This is a genomic window from Acidovorax sp. Leaf191 (assembly GCF_001424425.1).
GTDB lineage: Bacteria > Pseudomonadota > Gammaproteobacteria > Burkholderiales > Burkholderiaceae_C > Acidovorax.
In genome coordinates, this window is the sequence record NZ_LMPT01000019.1 from 133,784 (window position 1) to 154,683 (window position 20,900).

Annotated in this window: 21 protein-coding genes and 1 pseudogene; 3 read left to right on the plus strand and 19 right to left on the minus strand. The window is 66.3% G+C overall.

Annotated elements, in window-relative coordinates; translation table 11 throughout:
• Nucleotides 1-60: 60 nt before the first annotated feature.
• Nucleotides 61-624: a GNAT family N-acetyltransferase gene (locus ASG27_RS14680; protein ID WP_056412577.1), complete on the minus strand. Its 564-nt coding sequence runs from the start codon at nt 622-624 to the stop codon at nt 61-63.
• Complete coding sequence (locus ASG27_RS14685) at nt 624-1,571, minus strand: LysR family transcriptional regulator (RefSeq protein ID WP_056412580.1); 948 nt, start codon at nt 1,569-1,571, stop codon at nt 624-626. Before ASG27_RS14685 ends, ASG27_RS14680 begins: the two co-directional genes overlap by 1 nt.
• A 144-nt stretch (nt 1,572-1,715) precedes the next feature.
• On the opposite strand from ASG27_RS14685, the gene ASG27_RS14690 reads away from it, so the two are divergent.
• On the plus strand, nt 1,716-2,360 hold the full coding sequence (locus ASG27_RS14690) for an FMN-dependent NADH-azoreductase (RefSeq protein ID WP_056412583.1): 645 nt from the start codon (nt 1,716-1,718) through the stop codon (nt 2,358-2,360).
• A 214-nt stretch (nt 2,361-2,574) separates the two neighbouring features.
• Here ASG27_RS14690 and ASG27_RS14695 read toward each other — a convergent pair whose 3' ends face one another.
• The 5 genes from ASG27_RS14695 to ASG27_RS14715 all read right to left on the minus strand — a co-directional run bounded on the left by ASG27_RS14695 (nt 2,575) and on the right by ASG27_RS14715 (nt 7,923).
• Nucleotides 2,575-3,357, minus strand: a complete 783-nt coding sequence (locus tag ASG27_RS14695; RefSeq protein WP_056412585.1) for a 3-hydroxybutyrate dehydrogenase — start codon at nt 3,355-3,357, stop codon at nt 2,575-2,577.
• A 68-nt stretch (nt 3,358-3,425) separates the two neighbouring features.
• Nucleotides 3,426-4,184: an acetoacetate decarboxylase gene (locus ASG27_RS14700; RefSeq protein ID WP_056412588.1), complete on the minus strand. Its 759-nt coding sequence runs from the start codon at nt 4,182-4,184 to the stop codon at nt 3,426-3,428.
• A gap of 188 nt (nt 4,185-4,372) precedes the next feature.
• Nucleotides 4,373-5,539, minus strand: a complete 1,167-nt coding sequence (locus ASG27_RS14705; RefSeq protein ID WP_235503921.1) for a DUF3734 domain-containing protein — start codon at nt 5,537-5,539, stop codon at nt 4,373-4,375.
• 291 nt (nt 5,540-5,830) lie between these two features.
• Nucleotides 5,831-6,628, minus strand: coding sequence for a MetQ/NlpA family ABC transporter substrate-binding protein (locus tag ASG27_RS14710; RefSeq protein WP_056412594.1), 798 nt, complete (start codon nt 6,626-6,628; stop codon nt 5,831-5,833).
• Nucleotides 6,629-6,822: 194 nt separating this feature from the next.
• Nucleotides 6,823-7,923 carry a DUF6817 domain-containing protein gene (locus ASG27_RS14715; RefSeq protein ID WP_056412596.1) on the minus strand — a complete coding sequence of 367 codons (1,101 nt, stop codon included), beginning with the start codon at nt 7,921-7,923 and terminating at the stop codon, nt 6,823-6,825.
• A 313-nt stretch (nt 7,924-8,236) separates the two neighbouring features.
• On the opposite strand from ASG27_RS14715, the gene ASG27_RS14720 reads away from it, so the two are divergent.
• Together ASG27_RS14720 and ASG27_RS14725 are read left to right on the plus strand one after the other, a co-directional pair.
• On the plus strand, nt 8,237-8,833 hold the full coding sequence (locus ASG27_RS14720; RefSeq protein WP_056412598.1) for a helix-turn-helix domain-containing protein: 597 nt from the start codon (nt 8,237-8,239) through the stop codon (nt 8,831-8,833).
• Complete coding sequence (locus ASG27_RS14725) at nt 8,830-9,405, plus strand: GNAT family N-acetyltransferase (protein ID WP_056412600.1); 576 nt, start codon at nt 8,830-8,832, stop codon at nt 9,403-9,405. Before ASG27_RS14720 ends, ASG27_RS14725 begins: the two co-directional genes overlap by 4 nt.
• 163 nt (nt 9,406-9,568) lie before the next feature.
• Here ASG27_RS14725 and ASG27_RS14730 read toward each other — a convergent pair whose 3' ends face one another.
• The 12 genes and pseudogenes from ASG27_RS14730 to ASG27_RS14775 form a co-directional block, all read right to left on the minus strand.
• Nucleotides 9,569-10,786: an ABC transporter substrate-binding protein gene (locus tag ASG27_RS14730; protein WP_235503930.1), complete on the minus strand. Its 1,218-nt coding sequence runs from the start codon at nt 10,784-10,786 to the stop codon at nt 9,569-9,571.
• A gap of 154 nt (nt 10,787-10,940) precedes the next feature.
• Nucleotides 10,941-11,522, minus strand: a complete 582-nt coding sequence (locus tag ASG27_RS27995; protein ID WP_442854072.1) for a cache domain-containing protein — start codon at nt 11,520-11,522, stop codon at nt 10,941-10,943.
• A pseudogene (locus tag ASG27_RS28000) lies at nt 11,499-12,485 on the minus strand (methyl-accepting chemotaxis protein); the annotation flags it as partial. The gene ASG27_RS27995 and the pseudogene ASG27_RS28000, both read right to left, overlap by 24 nt.
• A 69-nt stretch (nt 12,486-12,554) precedes the next feature.
• Nucleotides 12,555-13,379, minus strand: a complete 825-nt coding sequence (locus ASG27_RS14740; RefSeq protein ID WP_056412611.1) for a carbohydrate ABC transporter permease — start codon at nt 13,377-13,379, stop codon at nt 12,555-12,557.
• Nucleotides 13,380-13,397: 18 nt separating this feature from the next.
• Nucleotides 13,398-14,273: a carbohydrate ABC transporter permease gene (locus tag ASG27_RS14745; protein ID WP_056412613.1), complete on the minus strand. Its 876-nt coding sequence runs from the start codon at nt 14,271-14,273 to the stop codon at nt 13,398-13,400.
• 12 nt (nt 14,274-14,285) lie between these two features.
• Nucleotides 14,286-15,617 carry an extracellular solute-binding protein gene (locus ASG27_RS14750; RefSeq protein ID WP_056412752.1) on the minus strand — a complete coding sequence of 444 codons (1,332 nt, stop codon included), beginning with the start codon at nt 15,615-15,617 and terminating at the stop codon, nt 14,286-14,288.
• Nucleotides 15,618-15,671: 54 nt separating this feature from the next.
• Nucleotides 15,672-16,766, minus strand: a complete 1,095-nt coding sequence (locus tag ASG27_RS14755; protein WP_056412616.1) for an ABC transporter ATP-binding protein — start codon at nt 16,764-16,766, stop codon at nt 15,672-15,674.
• A 16-nt stretch (nt 16,767-16,782) separates the two neighbouring features.
• The gene (locus ASG27_RS14760) at nt 16,783-17,550 is read right to left on the minus strand and encodes a cytochrome b561 domain-containing protein (RefSeq protein ID WP_056412619.1); all 768 of its coding nucleotides are present in this window, start codon (nt 17,548-17,550) and stop codon (nt 16,783-16,785) included.
• A gap of 18 nt (nt 17,551-17,568) precedes the next feature.
• Nucleotides 17,569-17,748 carry a hypothetical protein gene (locus ASG27_RS27640; RefSeq protein ID WP_235503922.1) on the minus strand — a complete coding sequence of 60 codons (180 nt, stop codon included), beginning with the start codon at nt 17,746-17,748 and terminating at the stop codon, nt 17,569-17,571.
• Complete coding sequence (locus tag ASG27_RS14765; RefSeq protein ID WP_235503923.1) at nt 17,718-18,506, minus strand: YncE family protein; 789 nt, start codon at nt 18,504-18,506, stop codon at nt 17,718-17,720. The genes ASG27_RS27640 and ASG27_RS14765 overlap by 31 nt, the downstream gene beginning before the upstream one ends.
• The gene (locus tag ASG27_RS14770; RefSeq protein WP_056412622.1) at nt 18,503-19,447 is read right to left on the minus strand and encodes an SMP-30/gluconolactonase/LRE family protein; all 945 of its coding nucleotides are present in this window, start codon (nt 19,445-19,447) and stop codon (nt 18,503-18,505) included. The genes ASG27_RS14765 and ASG27_RS14770 overlap by 4 nt, the downstream gene beginning before the upstream one ends.
• Nucleotides 19,444-20,892: an aldehyde dehydrogenase family protein gene (locus ASG27_RS14775; protein ID WP_056412626.1), complete on the minus strand. Its 1,449-nt coding sequence runs from the start codon at nt 20,890-20,892 to the stop codon at nt 19,444-19,446. Before ASG27_RS14775 ends, ASG27_RS14770 begins: the two co-directional genes overlap by 4 nt.
• Nucleotides 20,893-20,900 lie beyond the last annotated feature (8 nt).

A 20,900-nucleotide genomic window follows, 5' to 3' on the forward strand; every position in this document is an offset into this window, starting at 1 on the left:
CAAAACTGGGCGCTGGCACGAACCTCGGTGTCAGGCAGGCGCTGGACCGGGGGCGTGGCCCTATCGTGGCGCGGCTGCAGAAAGGTCCGCCGCACGCTGGTACAGCGCCGCGACATGGCCGCTGGCAAAAACCTGCTCGCCCACCCGCACGAAACCACACCGCTCGTAGTAGCGGCACAGGCCAGGGTTGCCTGCGGAGCAATCGAGCCGCAGCCAGCCCCTGCCTTGCGCCGACACATGGCGCAGCGCCCACTCGATGATCCCGTGGCCGATGCCTGCGCCGCGACAGGCGCTGTGGATGGCCAGGCCGTGCAGGTAACCCGCCACGGGCGGCTGGGGGCCCCAGTAGGTTGCATCGTCCCACTGGATGCACGCCGTGCCGATGTCCTGCCCCGCGTGGCTCACCACATGCATCTCACCACGCTCGATGGCGCCGGCCACGCGGCGGGCGGAGTCGCCGCGCGGCCCCCAGGCCAGGTCTCCACGCTCGACCTTGTAGAGCGTGGCGTCGTCCATGATGGCGATGAGCGATGCGGCGTCGCTACCGCACGCCTGGCGGACCGAGATGCCCGCCCAGTCCACCGCGCCGAGCCTTGCCTTTTCCAGGTCCACGTGCGCACCCATCAGATGTTGGAGCCGTCCACGCCGTCCATTGCCTGCCGTGTGACCTGACTGCTGCGGCCCGGCATGGCCTCGCCCAGGTAGTCCAGAAACCGGCGCACCGCGGGCGACAGGCCGCGGCGCGACGGAAAGACGGCATGCACGATGGCGGGCAGCGGTGCCCAGTCGGGCAGCACGCGCACCAGGCGGCGGGCACGGATCTCGTCGTAGCACATGTAGTCCGGCATCCAGCAGATGCCGGTGCCGGCCATGGCCGCGATCTTGAGCGTGAGCAGGTCGTCGGCGACGTAGCGCGGCGCGTGGTGCACCACCTGGTGCACGCCGCCGGGGCCGATCAGGTTCCAGGTGGAGCGCCCGTCGGGCGCCGACATGGCGATGCTGTCCAGGCGCGACAGGTCTTCCAGCGTTTCAGGGGTGCCCTGGCGGATGAGCTGCTCGGGGCTGGCCACGAGGATCTGCGTGGCGTGGTCCAGCCGCTTGACCACCATGCTGCCGCTGTCCTCCACCGACGGACGCACCCGCAGCGCCACGTCGACGCCCTCCTCCACCAGATTGACGGCGCGGTTGCTCACCATGATCTCCACGCGCACCTCCGGGTAGGTGGCCAGGAACTTGGGCATCAGTTCGGCCAGCACGGTCTGCGCCAGGGTCACCGGACAGCTCACGCGGATGGTGCCGCGCGGCGCTGTCTGCACCTGGGCCACGGTGTCCGCCGCCGCCTGCGCCGACTCGCGCATGGCCTGGCAATGGCGCAGGTAGGCCTCGCCGACTTCCGTCAAAGACAGCTTTCGGGTGGTGCGCTGCAGCAGGCGCACGCCCAGGTGGGTTTCCAGGTCCGACACGCGCCGCGACAGCCGGGACTTGGGAATGCCGAGGGCCCGGCCGGCGGCTGCAAAGCCCCCGCGCTCCACCACTTCAGCGAAATACAGCATGTCGTTGAGGTCTTGCATAAAGTTCATCGTTCCACTGATAGAACAATCTATCGCAAGTTCAGTACCTTATCAACATTTTGATGAATCCCCACAATTCATTCCATGGCCACACAGCGTGGCACCTACCCAACGGCGATCCAACACATTCCCAGGAGTTCTCTCATGCAACTGCTTCGCATCGACTCGGCCATCACCGGCGAACAATCCGTCTCCCGCGAGCTGACCGCCCGCACCGTGGCCGCCTGGAAGGCTGCCCACCCCGGCACCACCGTGCAATATCTGGACCTGGCAGCCCAGGCGCCTTCGCACCTGTCGGCCCAGTCGATGGGTTTTCGCACCGGCCAGGCCGCTGCCACCGACGTGGAGCGCCAGGAAAACGCGCTGTCCGAAGCGCTGGTGAGCCAGTTCCTGGCGGCTGACGTGGTCGTGATCGGTGCGCCGCTGTACAACTTTTCGATCCCCAGCCAGCTCAAGGCCTGGATCGACCGCCTCGCCCAGGCCGGCCGCACCTTCAAGTACACCGACAAGGGCCCTGTGGGCCTGGCCGGCGGCAAGACCGTGATCGTGGCATCGAGCCGCGGCGGCGTGTACTCCACCAGCGAAGGTGGCCAGGCCATGGAACACCAGGAGAGCTACCTGAAGGTGGTGTTCGGCTTCTTCGGCATCACCGACGTGCGCTTTGTGCGTGCCGAAGGCGTGGCCATGGGGCCTGACGCCAAGGCTGCAGCACTGGTCAACGCCGACCGCGATGTGCAGGCGCACACGGCCTCAGCGGCGAATCAGGCCCACGCCACACAAGCCGCCTGACGCGCCGCGCGTGGGCGTGCGCTGTCCGGTACCCGGCAGCGCCGATGCTCACACCCAAGAGGGCGGGCACTGGCCGCACCTGCGGCTTGCCGGATTGCTTGCGCCGCAGGCAGCCCTGAACGCATGGACCACAGACGCTCTCAAGCCATTGGCCAGAGCGTTCTGTGGCTACCTGGATCCACAGGCGGGTTTTGCCGTCACGCAGCCCCGCTGGTCACTGCATGAACCAGCCGTGGCTGACCACCAGCGACTGCCCGGTCAGCGCGTTCGTCGGGAAGCCCGCGAACATCAGCGCGACCTGCGCGACGTCATCGGTGGTGGTGAACTCGCCGTCCACGGTCTCCTTGAGCATCACGTTCTTCACGACTTCCTCTTCGGTGATGCCCAGGGTCTTGGCCTGCTCGGGGATCTGCTTTTCCACCAATGGCGTGCGAACGAAGCCGGGGCAGATCACGTTGGCGCGCACGCCGTGTTTCGCGCCTTCCTTGGCCACCGTCTTGCACAGGCCGATCAGGCCATGCTTGGCCGTGACGTAGGGCGCCTTGAGCATCGACGCCTCCTTGGAATGCACGGAGCCCATGTAGATCACGCTGCCGCCGCGGCCCTGCGCATACATGTGCTGGAGGCAAGCCTTGGTGGTGAGGAAGGCACCGTCCAGGTGGATCGCCAGCATTTTCTTCCAGTCAGCGAAGGTGAATTCCTCGACGGGATGCACGATCTGGATGCCGGCGTTGCTGATCAGGATGTCGATGCCGCCGAACGCAGTCGCCGCCTCTTCGACCGCTGCATTCACCTGCTCTTCGCTCGTCACGTCCACGCCGACACCGATGGCCTGTGCGCCCGTGGCCTTGAGTTCTGCCGCTGTCGCATCCGCAGCTTCCTTGTTCAGGTCGGCAATGACGATCTTGGCGCCCTCCTTCGCGAAGACGATGGCGATCTCCTTGCCGATACCGCTGGCCGAGCCGGTGATGAAAGCGACTTTGTCTTTGAGCTGCATGAGGTTTCCTTGTGTGGAGGTTAGGGAGAGGGAAAAAAGGGAAAAGGGACAAGCGGTAGATGAAGAAGCTACTGCTTCGCCGCCAGATAGTCGTATTCGACGGTACCCAGCGCCAATGTCATGTCTGCAATGAAATGCACGGCGGACTCGATGTTCAGCACCGGCAGGTCGGCCACGGGCGCCAGCGCATGCGGATGCAACGCGAGCGAGGCTGGTGCGGTCCAGGCGCCGTGCAGCGTGACGTCGACCATGTGGTAGCGCACCAGTTCGCAGATGCGGGCCGTGCCGTCCACGTGCGGAATGATCTTGAGCAGGAAGTTGGGCTGGGCAATGCCCGCGAGAACCGGGCCCGGCTCCAGCGCCTTGTGCTTGAACCCCATCGTCGCGCTGGCCACGCGCACCTTGCCGTAGTCCAGCGTGCCGACCACCACGTCGGTCTCGTAGGCGAATGCGGGCGACGCCAGCTTTTTCGGAAAGCCCCACAGCTCGCGCCCGCCAGCGATGGGCGGGTGGTCGTTGAGGTACATCGAATGCACGTAGGCACCCTGCTCCACGCCCGCGGCGGTGCGCAGTTGCACGGGGATGACCTGGCCGGATTCTGTGTAGTCGCCGAACCCGGTGGAGTCCGGCATGCGGATGAACTCGTACTTGACCAGCGGCTCGACCACCTCGAGCGGCTCGGGCACCACCGCACGCAGGGCATCGAGGTCGGTGCGGTAGGTGATGACCATGAACTCCCGTCGCATGAAGCGGTAGGGGCCCGGCGGAAATGCCGGGCTGGTCAGCGGCATGGCAAAAGCGCGTTGCCTGACGTCGTCGATCTTCATGGAGCGGATTCCTTGCTGTCGGTTGAAGGTCAGTTCAATGGGCACTGAGCGAGTCCCGCGTGCGCCATCGCCACGACATGGCCATCCGCGTTGCCGAGGACTCGTTCGTTCTGCGCCGTCTGGAGGCACTGCCAGTCTTTGCGCCAAGACTTAGGCCCCGCTTAAAGCGACCCGGCAAGCCCGCCCCCTCACAGCGGCCGCCTGGGTTTGCGTGGCGCACTGCCCTGCAGGTCCAGCGCGGGGCGGCGCACGCGCTGCACGCCGGGCTCGCCCAGGTCGAAGGTAGTCACGCCGTACTGGGTCTCGCTATGCAGCCATTCGGGGTGCGACAGCGTGTTGCGCATGTCGCGCATGCCGGCCTCCCAATGCTCCGCCACCGATGTGCGCGAGAACTCATAGTCTTTCGAGTCGAGCTCGTAGGGCTTGTTGCGGTAGATGAGGTGCACGATGTCGATGGGTTTGTGCGTCATCTGCGCGCACAGCGCCGTCACGCTGGGGTCGTCGTGCAGGTGCGGCGGCAGCTTTTCCATCAGGTCGGCCAGCGCCTGCTGCAGGTTCACGTTGGCCGACAGCGCATCGGTGTTCATCCGTGTGCGGCTGGAATACGTGATGTCCTTTTGCCGCTGTGACACCTCCGACAGTGTCTTGGGCATGGCACCGCGCGCACTGAACAGGTCGACCTGCAGCACCACCAGCGGCCGGGTGCGCGGATGGACATCCAGCACATACTGCAGCGGCGTGTTCGACACGATGCCGCCATCCCAGTAGTCCTCGCCGTCGATGTGCACCGCCGGAAAGCCCGGCGGCAGCGCGCCGCTGGCCATGATGTGCTCGGCACCGATCTTGTGCATCGTGTTGTCGAAGTAGACCGAATTGCCGGTGCGCACGTTCACAGCGCCCACGCTCAGGCGCATGCTGCGGTGATTGTTGATCCGGTCGAAGTCGATCAGCCGCTCCAGCGTCAGCTTGAGCGGGCCGGTGTCGTAGTAGCTGACCACCGGCGCCGCGCCTCCGAGCCACAGGGTCGGGTCCAGGCGCGGCTTGAAGAAACCCGGAATGCCGAACAGCACCGCCGTGGCCGCGCTCCATTGGTTGAGCGCCGTGCGGTCGCCCGCAATGCCGGGCACCTGCTGGCCAAAGCCCGAAGACACCTGCTGCCAGAACTCGCGCAGCCGCGCCACGCGGTGCTCCGGCGCATTGCCGGCGATCAGGGCCGCGTTGATGGCCCCGATCGACACGCCGGCCACCCAGTCCAGGTGCGGGAATTTATCGAACAGCACGTCATAGACGCCTGCCTGGTAAGAGCCCAGCGCCCCACCGCCTTGCAGTACCAGCGCCCGATCGGCGGAGGCCATGTCGATACCTGAAGCAAGCCGTGGGGTGGATGCCAACGCTGATGGGGACCGAGGTGAAGTCGTCGCCATGGTTATCCGTCTGAAAGGTTGCCAGTGTGCGGCCATTTCTGATGGCGGCCTTGTCAGCGGGCTTCGTTTTTCCACGGCGATTCCATCGCAAACCGCTGTTTGCGCACCGACCACGGCTGGGCTGCAGACACCCGGCAGGCTGGCCCGAGCCGAATGCGACGCCCAACGAAAAGGGCGGCAACTGCCGCCCTTCTTCGGTGTGTTGACCCGCCCGTTGCCCGCTTAGAAGCCCGGCAGCACCGAACCCTTGAACTCGGTCTGGATGAACTTCCTCACTTCTTCCGACTGGTAGGCCTTCACCAGCTTGGCCACCCAGGGCTTGTCCTTGTCGGCTTCGCGCACGGCGATCAGGTTGACGTAGGGGCTCTTGGCGTTCTCTTGTGCAATGGCGTCCTTGCCGGGGTTCAGGCCTGCGGACAGCGCGAAGTTGGTGTTGATGGCCGACGCGTCCAGGTCATCGAGCGAGCGGGGAAGCTGGGCCGCGTCGAGTTCGACGAACTTGAGCTTCTTGGGGTTGCTCACCACGTCCAGCGGCGTGGCCTTGAGGTCCGCACCGTCACGCAGCTTGATCAGGCCCTTGTCCTGCAGCACCAGCAGCACGCGGCCGCCGTTGGTGGGGTCGTTGGGGATGCCGAACTTGGCGCCTTCCTTCAGGTCTTCGAGCTTCTTGACCTTCTTGGAGTACAGGCCGATGGGGAAATTGACCGTGTAGCCCACGGGCACCAGCTTGTAGCCGCGGTCCTTGACCTGGGCATCCAGGTAGGGCTTGTGCTGGTAGCTGTTGGCGTCCAGGTCGCCAGCGGCCAGCGCGGCGTTGGGCTGCACGTAGTCGCTGAACTCGACGATCTGGATCTTCAGGCCGTCCTTCTCGGCGATCTTCTTGACCTGCTCGAAGATCTGGGCGTGGGGGCCGCCCGTGACGCCGATCTTCAGGGGCTTGTCTTGCGCCATCACGCCGGTGGAGAAACCTGCGGCCAGGGCCAGGGCGAGAGTGGTTTGCAGCAGCGAGCGCTTGTTCACGGGAATACCTTTTCGTTAAGAGATGTTTCGCATATTAGGGTTTACCCAATAAAACCGGAACGAATAGGTTCTTATTTTCTTAGAACCTGTGAGCATAAAGGAGCCGCGCATGCACCGACCCGCACGCGCACTGCGCACTCGTTCGACCCAAGGATGTCGGTGTCGCCCCGGGCTGAGGCGAGCGCAACGGCTGCCTAAGCTCTGAGCGCGACGTTGTTCAGCTTGTCCAGGCGCTCGGGCCAGGTGCCGCCTACCGTGGCGCCCTGCAGCAGGATGCGCGTCCAGGCTACCCAGGCGTCCCACTGCACGCGCTTGTCCCACGAATTGCCCCAGGCGCTGAAGAGCTGCAGCGCGCTCGCAGCGGCCACTCGCGCGTCGTCCTGCCGCCCGGCCGACAGGTACAACTGCGCCAGCACCATTTGCGGCTCCCCCACCCAGGGGTTGTGGCGCACGGCGCTTTCCAGCACGCCGGTGACCACGTCCAAGTCCACCAGCGGCTGGTCCTGCTGGATCACCGACCAGTACAGCGACGCGGCCGCCGCCTCGTCCGCGGGCGCCAGGGGCTGGGTGCAGCGGGCGAACACGGGCGGCATCGGCAGCAGGCCCTGCAGACCCGGGTGCTGCAGTGCGAGCGCGAGGCCATTGATCTGCGAGACCATGCGCCCAGTGGGCCGCATCGGGCCGGGCCACAGCGACGCCGCCCAGTGCACGGCTTGCGGGCGGTGCTGCACCGCCGGAAAGCGCGAGAAGATGTCGTCCTGCCAGCTGAACCACTGCTCGATGGTGTCGGCCATGCTCACGATGATGAACACCGCCACCTCGTAGGGCGTGAGCACGCGGTGCCCGCCGCCTTGGCTCGCGTTTTGCTCCAGCACCAGGCTACCGTCGCTCTCCAGCGCACCCGCCAGCACCTTCTGCACGAACTGCGTGCGCGACTGCGTGCAGAACAGGTACACCAGGTGCTCGGCCGACTCACCCGCGATCTCGCGCACGCGGGCCCGCTCCTTGGCGGGGTCGAACTTCACCAGGTCCACGAAGGCATTGCCGTACACGCTGTGCAGCAGGCCCAGCAGCCGCACATCGCGCGGCTGCCGCCACACCGTGAGCGACCGCGCCACGCCGACCAGGTGATGCCGGAAGGTGCCCGCCTTGTGCCAGTCCTGGCCCACATTGCGCGCGAGCACGGTGGGCAGCACCGGAGCGAGATCGGGGTCGCGCGCCAGCCACTCGTCGTCCAGCAGAGGTTGCACGCGGCTGAACAGGTCGGCGTCCAGCGGTTGGAAAGGCAGGTTCATGGCTTGGGTCTCCTGAAATTTTTATGGGGAATACAACGTGCACACAGTATCAGGCGTGGCGGCTTTGGAGCGGCCGCGGCCCCTGCATGCACGCGGGCAAGGCCCCTGGATCTGCCCATTCTTGCAAAGAAATGCCTGTACCGCTCTACTGTCAAGCGCGAGTAGCTATGAAATAAGGAGCAATCATGCCCAACGCCTGACGCCGTGTGGATGGGGGGAAGCGACATGCCGCACGACCATTAAGGGCAGCGACACAGGCCGTGACGCACTGATTTTCCATTTTAATGGACTAAATTTCCATTAAACTGCCACCATGGACATCAACACCCGCATCGCCCAGCGCCTGCGCGATCTGCGCACCGCACGCGGCTATTCGCTGGAGACCCTGGCGGAACGCAGTGGCGTGAGCCGCTCGAACATCTCGCTGATCGAGCGCGGCCAGAGCAGCCCCACGGCTGCCGTGCTCGACAAGCTGGCCATCGGCCTGAGCGTGGCGCTGGCGTCGTTCTTTGAAGACAGCAGCGACAACGCCGCAGCTCCCTCGCCCCTGATCCGAGCTGCCGACCAGCCGCGGTGGCAGGACCCGGCATCGGGCTACGTGCGCCGCCGGCTCTCGCCGCCCGCGCCTTCGCCGCTGCAACTGGTGGAGGTGGTGTTCCCGCCCGGCCAGCGCGTGTCGCTCGATTCCGCGGTGCATGACGCCGACATCCACCAGCAGGTCTGGCTGATCGAAGGCCGCATGGACCTGACCGTGGGCGAGACCACCTGGGCGCTGGCCGCGGGCGACTGCCTGGCCATGCAGCTCAGCCAGCCCATCGTCTTCCACAACCCCGGCGCGCAGGCCGCGCGCTACGTGGTCGCCTTGACCACCCTCCCCCCTTCTGCCCCCACGGCCCGGAGAAAGCCATGACCGACACCACCCTGCCGCCCTCCCCCGACACCGCCACCGCCGCCGAGGCGCCCGGCATCACCATCCGCCGCCTGGGTGCCGACGAGGCCGCCGCCTGCACTGAGGCCTTGGCCGAGGTGCTGATCGACTGCGTGCAAGGCGGTGCGTCGGTCAGCTTCATGTGGCCCCTGCCGCACGACAAGGCCCTGGCCTTCTGGCGCGGCGTGGCCGATGGCGTGGCGCGCAACGAGCGCGTGCTGCTGGTGGCCGAGGATGCACAGGGGTGCATCGTGGGCACGGTGCAGCTCATCACCGCCATGCCCGACAACCAGCCCCACCGCGCCGACGTGGCCAAGATGCTGGTCCACCGCCAGGCCCGCCGCCAGGGCGTGGCCCAGCGCCTGATGGCCGCCGTGGACGAGGCCGCGCGCGATGCGGGCAAGGCGGTGCTGGTGCTCGACACGGTGACGGGCGGCGACGCCGAGCGCCTGTACGAGCGCGCCGGCTGGCAGCGGGTGGGCGTGGTGCCCGACTACGCCCTCATGCCCGATGGCGCGTTCTGCGGCACTACCTTCTTTTGCAAGCGGGTCTGAGGGCCTCCGCCCCCGTGTCTACACGGCCAACCTGGCGCAGCGCAGGCCGAAAGAATTCGCCGGTCCCCATGCGACGGCCCACCGGCCACGGGCTTGCAGGCAGTGCCCGCCGGCTGACCTTTGGCCTCCGCCACCCGTGGCTGCTCAGCCGCTGGTACGGCCTTCAAGTGATATAGCCCTCGCGCTGCATGATCTTCTTCACGGCCTGGGCGGCATCGTTCAATGCGGCTTCGGCGGGTTGGCGCCCTGCGATCACGTCGTGGATGCTCTTGCCCAGCACATCGGTGTTGATCTCGTCCCACTGCGCAATGATGGGCCGCCAGTTGGGGTTGGCGTCGCCGATGCTGCGCGACAGCATCTGGAACTCCGGGTACTTCCTGCCCAGGCTCTCGTCCGCCAGGGTGGACATGCGGTGCGGCACGCCGCCCAGGTGGCACACCGCCTTGTCCTGGTTTTTCGCGGTGAGCCACTGCATCAGCAAGAACGCACTGTCGGCGTTCCTGGCGTTGGTGGGGATGGCGAGGCCCAGCCCCCCGGTCTGTGAGGCATACCTGCTGCCGCGCGGGTGCCTGGCAAACGCCACCTTGCCGTTGACCTTGGACAGCTTGGGGTCGCGCACCGCGCCGAAGATCAGGGTGGAGTCGAGGTACATGGCGGACTCGCCCTGCAGGAAGGCGTTGATCATCTCGCTCTGGCCGAAATTGAGCGCCCCTGCCGGGCCGGTGTCGATGATCTTCTTGAGCAACTGCGCCGCGCGCACGCCCGCCGCATCATTGAAGCGGGGCAGCCAGCTGTTCTCGAAGATGCCACCGTTGAGCGGGTTCAGGTGCAGCAGCCAGGCGTGCACGCACTGGTGCCCCTCTTTGCCCCGCGACGCGAGCGCTCCCATGCCCGCCTTGTCGTGGAGCACCGGCAGCATCTGTTCGAGCTCGAAGTACGACGTGGGCGCCTTGAGGTTGAGCTTGTCGAAGATGTCGCTGCGGTACGCCAGCACGGAGGTCTCGGCGCCATAGGGCAGTCCGTACAGCTTGGCGGCACCGCCCGCCAGGTAGCCCTTCCAGCCACCCACCAGCCCGATGTTTTCCAGAAAGCTGGGAATGACGTCCGGCAGGTCGAAATCACCGAGTGCCAGCTGCGGGTTATTGAGAAAGGGCTCGATCTCGCGGATGAAGTTCTTCTTGACGTACTCGCCCTTCCACATCACGACGTACGAAATCAGGTCGTAGCCGCCCTGGCCCTTGGCCATCTCCACCAACTGCTTCTTCTTCATCTCCGCAATCGGCAGCTGCTCGAACTCCACCAGGATGCCGGTCTCCTGGGTGAACTGCGGAAACAGCTTGATCGCAGCGTCGTAATGGTGGTGTTTGGGCAAGCACAGCACGACCTTCTGTCCACGGTAGCGCGCATAGATATCGGCGGCCCGCAAAGACGGTACAAAGGCTGCCGGGACGGCGGCGGCGCACGCCGACCGGATCAACAAGGCTCTTCGCTTCATACGGCATTCCCCCCATTTACCTGCTTGTCCATGAATCTGCTCACTCGATGTCCAGCACATAGACGCCGGACGAGACGAACGTGTCGCCCACCCGCTGCACATAGGCCTTCTTGACCATGACGCGCTGCGTGACGGGATTGAGGATGTGGTACGGCGCAGACCACCCGCTGTTGCGATCCCGGGCCAGATCGCGGGAGTTCTTGACGATGGGCACGCCGTTGAAGTCCTTCATGTCGATCAGCGTCTTGCCCACGTTGGCGGGGTTGGCGCCGTGGGCCAGGTTGCGGCCGCCGAAGTCGTACACCGTGATGTACAAATCCCGGTCCTTGAAATTGGTGCCGCGGGTGAACTCGGCGTAGGCCTTTTCCGGGCCCACCTGGTGGATGAGGGCCACGGCGCGCCGCACCTGCTCCTCGGCCTCGCGCGCCGACCCGTTCAGCGTGAAGACGTTGACGGACTCGACCAGGCGGGCCGCCTGCAGGCGCAGCTGCTGCGAGGCGGCGGCCGTCTGCTCCACCAGCGCGGCGTTCTGCTGCGTGGCCTGGTCGATCATCTCGATGGACTGGATCACCTCGCCGACGTTCTGGCGCTGGGTGCGGCTCGACTGCGCGATCTCCGTCATGATGCTGGTGGCGCTGTGGATGGCCTGCGTCATGCCGCTCAGCTGCCTGGCCGCGGTGTGCACGAGGTTCGCACCGGTGGCGATGCGGTCGCTGCTGCCGGTCAGCAGCTCCTTGATCTCCTTGGCCGCATCAGCGCTGCGCTGGGCCAGCGACCGCACCTCGCTGGCCACCACGGCAAAGCCCCGGCCCTGCTCCCCCGCGCGGGCCGCCTCGACCGCCGCGTTGAGCGCCAGGATGTTGGTCTGGAACGCAATGCCGTCGATCAGCGAGATGATGTCCGCGGCACGCGCCGAGTCCGACGCGATCTGCTGCATCGTCTGCTGCACCGAGGCAAAGGCCCGGTTGCCGTGTTCGCCCGCCTGGGCCGTCTGCTGCGCAATCGTGTTGCCGGAGTCGGACTTGGCCCCCACGAGCGAGGCGCTGCTGGCCAGCGCGTCGATGGCGTCGGAGGTCTGCCGCAGCGACATAGCCTGGCGCTCGGTGCGCTCCGACAGGTCGGTGTTGGCCTGCGATATTTCGTCGCTGGCGATGGAGACCTCTTGAGCGCCCGCCCGCACCTTGGTGACCACCTTGGTCAGCGACTCCTGCATCTCGCGCATCGCCGTCATGAGCGGCGAGAACTCGTCGGCCACCGGATCGTGGATCAGCGTGGTGAGGTTGCCCACCCGCACGTCGTCGGTGAACTTGCGCGCCAGCGCCACGCGCCGGCGCAGCACGCTGCCCACCCACCACGCCAAGGCCAGCAGACCGGCCACCACCAGCGCGACCGTGATGCCCAGCATCTGCTGCGCGGCCCCGACGCTGTCGGCGATGGCGCCGGCTTCGGCCGACGCCGCAGCCTTGCCGGCCACCGTACCGAGCCGGTCGGACACCTGCCATGCACCCAGCAGCACCAGCGCGGCGAGCGTGGTCGACAAGGCAAAAAGTTTCTGCGCAATGCTCAGCTTCTGCGTGATTCTCATAAGGTCTGTGCGGTGACTGGGGGAAAGGTTCGGCGTCAGGCAAGCGGAGCACGGCGATCCGGCGGGGCGTCAGCCCTTGACGGCGCCGGCCGTCAGCCCGGTGATGATCTGGCGGGCCGCGACGAAGGTGAAGATCAGCGGCGGAATGGCAATGAGGCTGCCCATGGCCATCACCCGACCCCAGTCCACTCCCATGTCGGTGATGAACAGCGATGCAGCCACGGGCAAGGTGCGGGTGTGGCGGTCGGTGAGCACCAGGGCGAGGATGAACTCGTTCCAGGCGATGCGGAAGGTGAAGATCGACGCCGCGGCCAGCCCCGGCGCCATCAGCGGCAGGAGCACCTTGGTGAACACCCGGATGGGGCCGCAGCCGTCGATGGCGGCGGCTTCTTCCAGCTCGACCGGCACCTGCAGCACGAAGCCGTACAGCAGCCAGATCGTGAACGGCAGGTTGACCGCCACGTACAGCAGGACCAGGCCCCACAGGCTGTTGACCAGATGCCATTCGTTCCAGATGAGGAACACCGGAATCGCCATCACGGCCAGCGGCACCGTTCGGAGCAGCAGCGTGGTGTAGGCCAGCGCATGCCGCCCGGGAAAGCGAAAGCGCGCCAGGCCATACGCCGCCATGCAGCCCAGGACCAGCGTCACGGCAGTGGAGATCACGCCGACGAACAGGCTGTTGTAGAGGTAGCGGTCGAACTTGTCTTCCTGCAGCACGGCGCGGTAGTTCTCCAGCGTGGGCGTGAAGAGAAAATTCAGCGGCTCGGAGAAGATGTTGACCTGCTGGCGCAGGCTGGTGGCGAAGATGACCGCGATGGGCGCGATGCACAGCAGGGCCAGGCCCACCAGCATGGCGTAGTGCGCGGTGACGAGGACGGGAGAGCGTTTCATGGACATGTCCGGCCTCGCTTACTTCTTGCCGTCCAGCGGGTTGGAAATGCGCAGCGCCGCAAACGACAGCCCGGCCACCACCACCAGCAGCAGCACGGAGATCGCCGCCGCCACACCGAGCTGTTGGCCCACGAAGGCGGTCTTGTAGATGTGAAGCGCCAGGATCTCGGTCGAATCGCCGGGCCCGCCGAAGGTCAGCACATAGATGACTTCCAGCACGCGGAAGGCATCGACCAGCCGCATCATCAAGGTGATGGCGATGACGTGCGCGATCATGGGCAGCTTCACCAGGGTGGTCATCTGCCACCAGTTGGCGCCGTCGATGCGCGACGCTTCGATCACGGCGCCATCCACGTTGGCCAGCGCCGCGACCATCATGATGAAAACGAACGGCGTCCACTGCCAGATGTCGGCAATCACGATCGCGGCGAACGCGAGTGTGGGGTCTGCCAGCCAGGTCAGGGGGGCGATCTTGAACAGGCCCAGCACGGCATTGATCAGGCCGAACTGCGCATCGAACATGTAGCGCCACGCCAGGCCCACCGCGATGGGCGCGATCATCATCGGCAGGATGAACAAGGTGCGGAAGATGGCCGTGCCGCGCACGGGCCGCTCCAGGGCCAGCGCCAGCGCGATGCCCAGCAGCATCTCGGCCGTGACGCAGACGCCGGCAAACAGCAGCGTCGTCCACAGCGACGACCACACCCGCGGGTTGGTGAAGGCCGCCACGAAGGCATCGAGGCCGACCCAGCGGGCTTCGCTCCACGGCGTGCCCATGCTCCAGTCGTACAGGCCCAGCTGAAAGGCCGAGAGGACCGGGTAGAGGCAGGCCGCGGCCATGATCAGCGCGGCCGGCCCCACATAGAGGAGAGGAACCCAGGAGGGGGTGCGCATGCCGTACGCTCCTCAGACCTTGTAGCCGGCTTCGCGCATGATCTGCGTGACCGGGGCCACCAGGTCGTTGAGCGCAGCCTCGGCGGTCTTCTTGCCGGTCAGCGCCTCCGAGATGCCCACCCCCAGGGCCTGCACGTTGATCTTGTCCCAGACGGGAATGATCGGGCGCCAGTCGGGGTTGGAGTACTTGAGGGCTTCCTTGAAGGTGATGAACTCGGGGTACTGCCGCACCAGGTCGGCGTCGGCCAGCGTCGAGTTGCGCGTGGGCGCACCGCCCGCCTTGGTCACGGCCTTGTCCTGCGCCTTGGAGGTAAGCCACTGCATGAGCAGAAAGCCTGCATCCGCGTTCTTGGCATTCTTCGCAATGGCCAGGCCCAGGCCGCCCGACTGCGATGCCCGGCGGGTGCCCATCGGATGCAGCGCCCAGCTCACCTTGCCCACGATCTTGGACTTGGCCGGATCGTTCACCAGGCCCGCGATGGACGTGGAGTCGAGGTACATCGCGGCCTGCCCCTGCAGGAACGCGGTGTTGCTCTCGCCCTGTCCGTACCCTGGAATGCCCGCCGGCCCGGTGGCGACCACCTCCTGCAGGAACTTGAGCGCCTCGACGCCCACCTTGTCGTTGAAGCGCACGCGCCACTGGTCGTCGAACACGCTGCCGCCCAGGGGGTTGAGGTGCAGCAGCCAGGCATGCACCGCCTGGTGGCCGGCCTGCCCGCGCGAGGCCAGCGCGCCGATGCCTTCCTTGTCCCTGATGACCCTGAGCAGCTGGCCGAGATCGGCATAGGTCTCGGGGACCTTGAGGTTGTGCTTGGCAAAGATGTCCTTGCGGTAGGCCAGCACCGACGTCTCCGCGCCGTACGGCAGGCCGTAGAGCTTGGCGCCCGGCCCTGCCAGGTAGCCTTTGGGGCCGCCCACCAAGCCCAGGTTTTCCAGGTAGACGGGGATGATGTCCTTGATGTCGTAGGCGGGGTCTGCGAGCGCGGGGTTCTGCAAGAAGGGATCGAGCGGCCGGATCAGGTTCTTGGCGACGTATTCGCCCTTCCACATCACCACATAGCAGCCCAGGTCATAGTCGCCCTGCGGCTTGGCCATCTCCAGCAGCTGCTTTTCCTTCATGCGGCCCATGGCCAGGCGGTCGGTCTCGACCTTGATGCCGGTTTCCTTGGTGAACTCCGGCAGGATCTTCATCATGGCGTCGTAGTGCGGGTGCGACGGCACGCTGAACGTGACGGTCTGACCCGCATACTTGGAATAGCGGCTCTGCGCACGGATGCCGCTGAAAGGCAGGCTGGCGCCGAACACGGTGGCACTGGCACGTTTGACGAAGTCGCGTCTTTGCATGGTTGTCTCCTGGGGCATAAGGGGTGGTGCGCGTCGAGATGGGGTGAAGCAGGTTCAAAGGTGCAGCGAGCGGCCGGATTCGGTGTCGAAGACATGCATGTCCGCGGTGTCGAAGCCCAGATCGATGCGCTGGTGCAACTGGCTCTGCGCATTGCCGGGCACCATTGCCGCCACGCGCTGCCCGGAGGGCGTGTTCATGTGGCCCACGACCTGGCTTTCGGTGCCCAGGTACTCCACGACATCCACCTGCAGGCTGAGCAGGCTGTTGTAGTCGCCCCGGGGCCGCAAGGCCTGGGGGCGCAAGCCCAGCGTGAGCGCCTGGTCGGGCCGCGGCTGCTTGGCCACCAGCCACTCGGGGGCCGCCCACGCGAACCCCTCCCCGCGCAGGATGCCCAGGCCCTGGTCCAGGGTGTAGCGCGCCTGAAAGAAATTCATGGTGGGCGTGCCGATGAAGCCCGCCACGAACAGGCTGGCGGGGCGCGTGAAAACCTCTGACGGTGTACCGACCTGCTGGATGCGCCCTTTGTCGAAGATCACGATGCGCGACGCCAGCGTCATCGCCTCCACCTGGTCGTGGGTGACGTACACCGTGGTCTTGGCCAGTCTTTCGTGCAGCAAGGCCAGTTCTGCGCGCATGTGGCCCCGCAGCTTGGCGTCCAGGTTGGACAGGGGCTCGTCGAACAGGAACACCTTGGGCTCCCGGACGATGGACCGGCCGATCGCCACACGCTGCCGCTGCCCGCCCGACAGCTCCTTGGGCTTGCGTTCGAGCAGATGCTCGATGTTGAGGATGCGTGCGGCTGCGTTCACCTTGTCGGCGATCTCGGCCTTGGACCGGCCCGAGAGCCGCAGTGCGAACGACATGTTCTCGGCCACGTTCATGTGCGGATACAGCGCGTAGTTCTGGAACACCATCGCGATGTCGCGGTCCATGGGGGCGGCGTGCGTCACGTCTCGGCCGCCGATCAGGATCTGCCCCTGCGTGACCTCCTCCAGCCCCGCGATCATCCGCAGCGTCGTGCTCTTGCCGCACCCCGATTCACCGAGCAGCACGATGAACTCGCCCTCTTGAATGGACAAATCCATCTGCTGCACGACCGTCACATCGCCGAAGCGCTTGACGACATTGCGTAGTTCCAGTCCTGCCATGTGTTCTCCTGATTGCCTATCGTTGTTGGTGGGGCATGCGCGGCGGCGGGGGCGGCCCGAACTTCTGTTGCCACTGGTCGGCGGTGTAGCGTTTGACGCCCCAGCCCACGGGCGGCCGCTGGCTGGCCGGCGTGCCCGTGTCAGGGCCCCAGATGGCCTGGTAGGTGTCCATGCAGCGACCGCGGTGCTGCAGGACGGCGAAAACTGCGCCCAGCACCAGCCACCACGCCACCAGCACGATCCACATCCACCGCGGGGCATCGACGGCAAAGAGGCCCAGCAAGATCGTGGCAACGGATGCCAGCAGTGCGATGTAGCCACCCGCCTTGTGGACATGCTCGAAGGTCACGCGCGTGGGCGTCATGTCGAAGTGGTCGCCGCGCATCTGCGCGCTGGTGGGCCCGCCCTTGGTGCCGCGCGCCCAGGCAGACGCTATCTGCACGATCACCAGGCCCAGCACGCCCCATCCCATGGCACCGTGCAAGGTCGCCACCGGGTGCGCCCCGCGGGCGTTGCCCCAGGCAAGCGCAACGCCCAGGAGCATCAACGCGAAGCCGGCGTACTGCAGCCCCCGGTGCGCGTGCCACCAGGCCTTGTTGTCGCGCACGGCAGGCCAGTTCTGGCCCGGCATGACCTTGAAGAAGCGCGCCACCAAAATGCCCAGGGGCAGCACGATGGCCCACGCCAGCACCATGACCCGCGCATGCCAGTAGGCCCAGGGGGCGATCTCGTGGTGCGTGGAGCCACTGATGGGCGTCAGCAGCCACTGCAGCAGTTCGTTCATGGCAAGCCTTCCGTGTTGCTATGCGCGCGAACGGCTGAGAACACGCGACACGTCGGGCTCGCGCTGCGTGGGCACGAAGCGCTCGAACTGCAGCGTCTCCATGTGGAAGTACCCGAGCAGGTCGTTGTCCTGGCTGACGAAGGCGATGGGGCGTGTGGGGTGAAAGCTCAACGCGATGGCCCGGGCGTCCATCTGCACGTGGGCCATCTCCTGCAAGGTCGCAGGGTCCACGATGGACAGGCTGCGGGCCCCGTAGTTGGTGACCACCAGGCGGCCGTCGCGGTACAGGTACAAGCGCGTGGCGTCGTCGCGCGACGGCGCCTGGTACTTGACCTGCATGGTGGCCGTGTCGATGGCGCACAGCGTGTTGCTCCAGCGGCATGTACGTACAGGGTCTTCTCGTCCTCGCTCAGCGCATAGCCCTCGGGCTTCTCGCCGGGTGCGCAGGCGACGGGTGCCACCGTGGCGTCGTGCGGGCGGATCTTGGTCACGGTATGCGACAGCAGGTTCATCGCGTACGCCGTCTGGCCGTCGCGCGTCAGCGCGAACAGGTGGCTCTTGATGCCGCCGGTGCTGACCGCGCGGCGCGGCGCGGTGTCGGTGGCGGGGTGGTCCAGCACGACAAGCTGCGCGCGGTCTTCGCTCAGTGCGTACAGCCGGTCCTGTGCGTCCATCTGCATGCCGTGCAGCCGGTTGAAGGGCGCGATGTCGATGGTCCGGGCCAACTCGCGGCGGGCGATGTCCACCTGGAAGATCTGCGTGCCGCCAAAACCCAGGTGGCCCGACGTCTCGACACCGTAGTGGCCGATGTACGCGTACCGCTCCTGCGAGTCGATCACGAACTCGTGGGGAAAGTCTGGCAACTGGATGCTGGCCAGGCGCTCACCGGTGTCGATGTCGTAGTAGCTCAGGCAGTGGCTGCATTTTTCCACCAGCAAAAGGATGTTGTCGGTCATGGTCGGATGGCTCCGCGGGTATTGAGGACGATGCTGTAGAGCGATGTGCTGGCGGCAATGAACAGCGTGTCGCCGCGCACGCCCCCGAAGGTGAGGTTGCCGACCTTTTCGGGCACCAGGATCTTTCCCAGCAGCGTTCCGTCGGGGTGGTACACCTGCACGCTGTCCAGGCTGCTGGTGTAGATCCAGCCGCAGTGGTCGACGCGAAATCCGTCCGGCAGGCCGGGGGATATCTCGGCGAAGACGCGCGGGTTCTGGAGTGTGTGGCCCTTCACGTCGAACACCACGATGTGGTGGTGGCCCGTGCCGTCGGCGCTCAGGGCTGCCGAGGTGTCGCTGACATACAGCAACTGCTCGTCCGGCGAGAACGCCAGGCCATTGGGCTCCTGCACGAAGTCGGAGGCCGCGTGCAGCGTTCCCGCAGCGGGGTCATAGCAAAACACATGGTTGTGCGGCTGCTCGCGCCGCGCCTGGTGGCCTTCGCGGTCGCTCAAAATGCCGTACGGCGGGTCGGTGAACCAGATGCAGCCATTGCTCTGCACCACGACATCGTTGGGGGAGTTCAGGCGCTTGCCCTGGAACTCGCGCACCAGCACCTCGTCGATGGTGTCGGCGCGGATCACGCCCTGTACCTGCGGGGTGCGGACAATGGCGCGCAGGCCGTGCGAGCAATGGAGCAGGTTGCCTTCGCGGTCCAGTGCATGTCCGTTCGTGAACTCCACCTGCTCGCGCCACACCGACATGCCGGACGCGGCGCTCCAGCGCAGGATACGGTTGTTGGGGATGTCGCTCCACAGCACGGATTGGTCCTGCGACAGCCAGATGGGCCCCTCGCTCCAGATGGCGCCCGTGCACAGCCGGCGCAGCGACGCGCCCGCAAACACCGGCGCCACGCGCGTGTCCAGGATCTGCAAGGAAGAAGTGGTGTCGTTCGCGGTCATGCGTGGATGTAGGTCGTCTTCACGGTGGTGAAAAATTCCTGGGCGTGCGAGCCCTGCTCGCGGGGGCCGTAGCTGCTGGCCTTGCGCCCGCCAAAGGGCACGTGGTAGTCCACGCCGGCGGTGGGCAGGTTCACCATCACCATGCCCGCCTGCGCGTGGCGTTTGAAATGCATGACGTGCTTGAGGCTCGCCGTGGCGATGCCGGCCGACAGGCCGAACGGGGTGTCGTTGGCCACCTGCAGGGCCTCTTCGTAGTCCTTCACGCGGATGACGCTGGCCACCGGGCCGAAGATCTCCTCGCAGTTGACGCGCATCGACGGCAGGCTGTCCACGAACAAGGTGGGCGCCATGAAGTAGCCCTTCTTCCCGCTGCCCGTGTGGCAGGCGACCGGATGCCCGCCCACCGCCAGCGCCGCGCCTTCGGAGCGGCCGATATCGACATACTCCAGGTCTTGCTCCAGCTGGCTCTGGCTGACCACCGGGCCCATGTCGGTGCCGATGGCGCGGGCGTCGCCGACCTTGATCTTCTGCACCCGCGCCTGCAGTGCGGCAATGAACGCGGGATAGATCCTGTCTGTCACGATGAGGCGGCTGGAGGCCGTGCAGCGCTGGCCCGTCGAGTAGAAGGCGCTTTGCGCACAGAGTTCGACGGCCTGGCCCAGGTCTGCGTCGTCCAGCACCACCTGGGGGTTCTTTCCGCCCATCTCCACCTGGATCTTCTTGCCCAGTTGCGCGCACACGGCGGAGATGCCGCGGCCCACGCCCACAGAGCCGGTGAAGCTGATGGCAGCGACGTCGGGGTGGCGCGTCAGGGCCTCGCCGACCAGGCGGCCCTGGCCCATGACCAGGTTGAACACACCGGCCGGAATGCCGCTGCGCAGGATGATGTCCGCGAGCGCCCAGGCGCAGCCGGGCGCCAGTTCGGCAGGCTTCAAGACCACGCAGTTGCCGAAGGCCAGCGCGGGCGCGATCTTCCACGCCGGAATGGCCATGGGAAAGTTCCAGGGCGTGATCAGGCCCACCACGCCCACCGGCTCGCGGGAGACCTCCACGCCCACGCCAGGGCGCACCGACGGGAGCATTTCTCCCGCCAGGCGCAGGCATTCGCCCGCGAAGAACTTGAAGATGTGGCCCGCGCGCGTGACCTCGCCAATGGCTTCGGGCAGCGTCTTGCCCTCTTCACGCGCAAGCAGGTTGCCCAGTGCCTCCTTGCGGGCATGGATCTCGGCCGCGATCTTTTCCAGCGCATCGTGCCGGGCCTGGACGCCCGACGTGCTCCATGCCGGGAATGCGGTTTTCGCCGCGAACACGGCAGCGTTCACGTCGCCGGTATCCCCCTGGGCGTATTCGCCGATCACGTCCGAGAGGTCGCTGGGATTCGTATTGGCCGCATAGGCAGCCGCGGGCGAGCGCTCGCCGTGGATGAAATTGTCGTAACGAAGCATGCAGTTCT

Bases quoted from the DNA above. Each gene is read 5' to 3' on its own strand.
- ASG27_RS14750 (WP_056412752.1), bottom strand. From the start codon at position 15,617: ATGCAAAGACGCGACTTCGTCAAACGTGCCAGTGCCACCGTGTTCGGC.
- ASG27_RS14680 (WP_056412577.1), bottom strand. From the start codon at position 624: ATGGGTGCGCACGTGGACCTGGAAAAGGCAAGGCTCGGCGCGGTGGAC.
- ASG27_RS14705 (WP_235503921.1), bottom strand. From the start codon at position 5,539: ATGGCCTCCGCCGATCGGGCGCTGGTACTGCAAGGCGGTGGGGCGCTG.
- ASG27_RS14695 (WP_056412585.1), bottom strand. From the start codon at position 3,357: ATGCAGCTCAAAGACAAAGTCGCTTTCATCACCGGCTCGGCCAGCGGT.
- ASG27_RS14725 (WP_056412600.1), top strand. From the start codon at position 8,830: ATGACCGACACCACCCTGCCGCCCTCCCCCGACACCGCCACCGCCGCC.
- ASG27_RS27995 (WP_442854072.1), bottom strand. From the start codon at position 11,522: ATGACGGAGATCGCGCAGTCGAGCCGCACCCAGCGCCAGAACGTCGGC.
- ASG27_RS14740 (WP_056412611.1), bottom strand. From the start codon at position 13,379: ATGAAACGCTCTCCCGTCCTCGTCACCGCGCACTACGCCATGCTGGTG.
- ASG27_RS14760 (WP_056412619.1), bottom strand. From the start codon at position 17,550: ATGAACGAACTGCTGCAGTGGCTGCTGACGCCCATCAGTGGCTCCACG.
- ASG27_RS14745 (WP_056412613.1), bottom strand. From the start codon at position 14,273: ATGCGCACCCCCTCCTGGGTTCCTCTCCTCTATGTGGGGCCGGCCGCG.
- ASG27_RS14775 (WP_056412626.1), bottom strand. From the start codon at position 20,892: ATGCTTCGTTACGACAATTTCATCCACGGCGAGCGCTCGCCCGCGGCT.
- ASG27_RS14755 (WP_056412616.1), bottom strand. From the start codon at position 16,766: ATGGCAGGACTGGAACTACGCAATGTCGTCAAGCGCTTCGGCGATGTG.
- ASG27_RS14770 (WP_056412622.1), bottom strand. From the start codon at position 19,447: ATGACCGCGAACGACACCACTTCTTCCTTGCAGATCCTGGACACGCGC.
- ASG27_RS14715 (WP_056412596.1), bottom strand. From the start codon at position 7,923: ATGAACCTGCCTTTCCAACCGCTGGACGCCGACCTGTTCAGCCGCGTG.
- ASG27_RS14765 (WP_235503923.1), bottom strand. From the start codon at position 18,506: ATGACCGACAACATCCTTTTGCTGGTGGAAAAATGCAGCCACTGCCTG.
- ASG27_RS14700 (WP_056412588.1), bottom strand. From the start codon at position 4,184: ATGAAGATCGACGACGTCAGGCAACGCGCTTTTGCCATGCCGCTGACC.
- ASG27_RS14685 (WP_056412580.1), bottom strand. From the start codon at position 1,571: ATGCAAGACCTCAACGACATGCTGTATTTCGCTGAAGTGGTGGAGCGC.
- ASG27_RS14720 (WP_056412598.1), top strand. From the start codon at position 8,237: ATGGACATCAACACCCGCATCGCCCAGCGCCTGCGCGATCTGCGCACC.
- ASG27_RS14690 (WP_056412583.1), top strand. From the start codon at position 1,716: ATGCAACTGCTTCGCATCGACTCGGCCATCACCGGCGAACAATCCGTC.